This window comes from Phreatobacter aquiterrae (genome assembly GCF_053471285.1).
In genome coordinates, this window is record NZ_JBJPHW010000031.1 from 1 (window position 1) to 3,270 (window position 3,270).

Sequence of the window (3,270 nt, forward strand, 5' to 3'; positions counted from 1 at the left end):
TCCACACCCGTCATCCCTGGACCCTTCCCGAAAACGGAAAGGATCGTGCGCTATGGCCTCAGCAGGGGTGGTTATTGGACGCGAAACCAGCCCAGCAGGGGGTGGTTCTTGCACGCGATTTCACAACCAGATCGCGCCCGCCTACCACCAGGCGAAGGCGGCAGGTTCTCTGGCGGCTTTGCCGGACGAGCTGAAGCCGCATGCCGACCAGATATTCCAGCTGATCGACAGCGTGTTCAGTGAGGCACAGTTGCCGCGTGTTGAGGACGGGCGGAAACCCAAGACCAATCCCCTCAACGACAATTTCCAGAAGAAAGAGTTCCAGGAGCTGTGGCGGCGCATCAACCAGAAGGCGGTCTATCGGGTCGAGTTCGATTCCGACGAGCTAGTCCGCAAGTGCGTGAGCGCGCTCGACAGCCAGCTGAGGGTTACCCCCCTCCAATACACGGTGCAGACCGGCATCCAGGATGAGGAATTGACCGACGATCAGCTCCGGGCCGGTGACGGCTTTACGCTCACCCGTTCGACGACCGAACGCGGCGGATCGGTGCATTCCCTTGTGAAGTACGACCTGCTTGGAAAAATCGCAGAAAACACGGACATTACCCGTAGAACGGCAGCGAGTATCCTCACCGGCATCCAGGCCAGCGTGTTCGGCCAATTCAAGGAGAACCCCGAGCATTTCATTGCCGAGGCCTCCCGGATCATCACCGAGCAGAAGGCGACCATGGTGATCGAGCGGCTGGCCTATGACGGGCTGGCTGAACGCTATGACGTCGACATCTTCACGGCAGGTCAGGCCGGACAGGATTTCTCCAGAGCCACGCAGAAGCTCAAACACCATGTCTACGACTACGTCATCGCGGACTCGGATATCGAGCGGAAGTTTGCGGACCAGCTGGATTCGAGCAGCGAGGTGGTCGTCTACGCCAAGCTCCCGCGCGGGTTCCTGATTCCGACGCCGGTGGGCGACTACAATCCCGACTGGGCCATCTCCTTCAAAGAAGGCAGCGTCAAGCACATCTACTTCGTGGCGGAAACAAAGGGCACCATGTCGTCAATGAAGCTTCGCGACATCGAGAACACGAAGATCAAGTGCGCTCGGAAATTCTTCGAGGAGATTGGACAACGCGTCACTGAAGAGCAGATCAAATATGATATCGTCGACAGCTATGAGAAGCTGATGGATATCGTTGGGCGCCACGCTGCCTGATCGCCCTGTAATGCAGCCGATGTGGCGCCCCACTTCTAGTCGTCGGCCGGCTCCCCAAAATATTTGTAAAGATGAATGACCGTAACGGCGAGAAACGTCGTACCTAATAGGTCATCATGCGCCGCCGGAGATCAGCTAGGCGCAGGTGCTCCGCGGGGAACTCTAAATCAATCTCGGGGTAGAGCCGCTCGAATTGCATTACCCAATCTCGCCCCATCATATTGCCCGGCGAGGGCCGTTTTTGGGGATAAGGCGGATACATCCGCCCCGGCTCCCCCCGTAGGCCGACTACGATTCCTTCGACCGACCTGATGTCGCTTTCGAGCTGCTGAATGTTCCGGAACTGATCGGCCTTACTCAAACCGCTACTCCCCGGTGGGTTTTGTCAGCGTCCTTGACCTCCAGAGTTTGGCGCTGGCCCCGTTGCAGTGCTGGGGGCAGAAGATGGTCTAACTCCGCCTCGGAAAAAGTTAGGTCTTCGTTCTTCTTCAGCGCGTCTTGGGCTTCACCATAGGCCTTGGCATCAGTGTGCGGAGCCGACGTGTAGATCTTCCGCAGCTCACCCTGCACTTGGTCGCGGCGCTTGCGCAACGCTTCGAGCGTCACAGCTCTGTCGCGAATGTCCGTCAGGAGGCTCAGATACGCCTCGCGCACGTTCCAAAGTTTGGATGCGATCTCCCGATGCTTCTGAGCTGAGGCGCCCGGGTCGAGGTCTTTCATATAGCTGTTGAAGATAAGCGATGCCGTCGCCAGAAGGGCCGTCGCTATAGAGGCAACCAACGACGTCTTATCGAAAAAGACGCCGACCGCGCCACCGGTCGTAAGCGCAGACAAAATGATAGTGGCCCACTTGCTCCGCCGAAGACGGCTTGCATCGCGCTCAGCCATTTTTTCGTGGGTCTTGTGGCTGTAGGCAACCCGCCCATAGCAATCGCGGAGCTGCGATTCCAGGTCGTATCGCGCGTCAACTGGCGGGATAGGCGGTTCCAAAAACTTCCCTCCATTTTTGCCGACTTTTCCATCCATGACCGTTGGTAGCATCTACAATCGCCTCCAACGCCCTCAGATGAGCGCTGCGAGCCTTGTGCTCGAACACCCCCTTCCGGCTAACCGCTGAGCCGCTGCCGGGCGCTCGCCACATCTGCTGATTCTGGTCTTGCTTCGATAGGAAGTCAAAGAAATCGCGAAAGAAAAAATCATAATATAGAAATCCCTTGTCGCGGTACATCCAGCTTTCAATGAACTGATACGCAAGGGTATCTATGAGCATCCCCGACATTGGCACGTCGCAATAGTCGCGCCAGATGCGCAGCATCCGGCAAACCTTTTTGAGATTGCTGTTTGTATCATCGTGGCGCTTTTGAACCGCAGCAATTTCGGCGCGGGGGTTGCAGGCCTTCCAGCTGCCGCCCCCGTTTGCGTTGGGATAAGTCCACGTTCCACTGGTGTTATCGAAAACAGGGAGAACCTCGAATGTAACACCATCATCAAACCCAATGACGACAACCTGCCCGTCGCCGAATGAGTCGGACGTTTTGTAAGTGTTGCGGATCGAGTTCTTGACCGCCTGAAGCAGGGCAGACTGCCCATTTGAGGTGTAAGCGTTGTATTGATGGTAGAGGGTAGCCGGCAGGAGAAACGCCATATCGAGGTCGCTTAGGCCCCGCGCGGCGGTATCCCGACCATATGAACCCACATAGAGGCTGTGGGCCGTCTCGGAATCCGTTGACCAAAAGTCTTTGTTAAGCTGTTTGGTGATCCGCTTATAGCGGTACGAAATCGATGAAATTTTATCTGCTGGAATAACTGCCTGCTCGTAAAAGGCCGCAAAATCTTCTCCGACGCCCATTCTCCCCCCTCCTATAGCCTTGCTCGTACTATATGTGCATTCGCCCCTCGGTAGAAAGATGCCGCACCCTGCTTTCCCCAGTGACCTGAGCCCCTGAACCTCCTCCAGATTTGGGTAGAGTCCGTCGACCATGGAGACGGACGATGCGACCCTCGCGGTTCACGGAAGAACAGATCATCGGGATGCTGAAGGAGCAGGAGGCCGGCGC

At 56.8% G+C, this 3,270-nt stretch carries 3 protein-coding genes; 1 reads left to right on the forward strand and 2 read right to left on the reverse strand.

The genetic code is table 11. From position 1 onward, the window contains the following. The coding region (locus ACJ4V0_RS21360; RefSeq protein WP_448301624.1) for a restriction endonuclease at window positions 1–1,213 on the forward strand (1,213 nt) is incomplete at its 5' end. 357 nt (window positions 1,214–1,570) lie between these two features. Here the strand turns inward: ACJ4V0_RS21360 and ACJ4V0_RS21365 are convergent. Together ACJ4V0_RS21365 and ACJ4V0_RS21370 are read right to left on the reverse strand one after the other, a co-directional pair. Then, window positions 1,571–2,254, reverse strand: a complete 684-nt coding sequence (locus tag ACJ4V0_RS21365) for an SLATT domain-containing protein (protein ID WP_448301625.1) — start codon at window positions 2,252–2,254, stop codon at window positions 1,571–1,573. After that, window positions 2,178–3,062 carry an SMODS domain-containing nucleotidyltransferase gene (locus ACJ4V0_RS21370; protein ID WP_448301626.1) on the reverse strand — a complete coding sequence of 295 codons (885 nt, stop codon included), beginning with the start codon at window positions 3,060–3,062 and terminating at the stop codon, window positions 2,178–2,180. The genes ACJ4V0_RS21365 and ACJ4V0_RS21370 overlap by 77 nt, the downstream gene beginning before the upstream one ends. Between the last annotated feature and the right edge of the window lie 208 nt (window positions 3,063–3,270).

Excerpts from the sequence above, each read along its gene's own strand:
- ACJ4V0_RS21365 (WP_448301625.1), bottom strand. The coding sequence starts at position 2,254 with ATGCTACCAACGGTCATGGATGGAAAAGTCGGCAAAAATGGAGGGAAG.
- ACJ4V0_RS21370 (WP_448301626.1), bottom strand. The coding sequence starts at position 3,062 with ATGGGCGTCGGAGAAGATTTTGCGGCCTTTTACGAGCAGGCAGTTATT.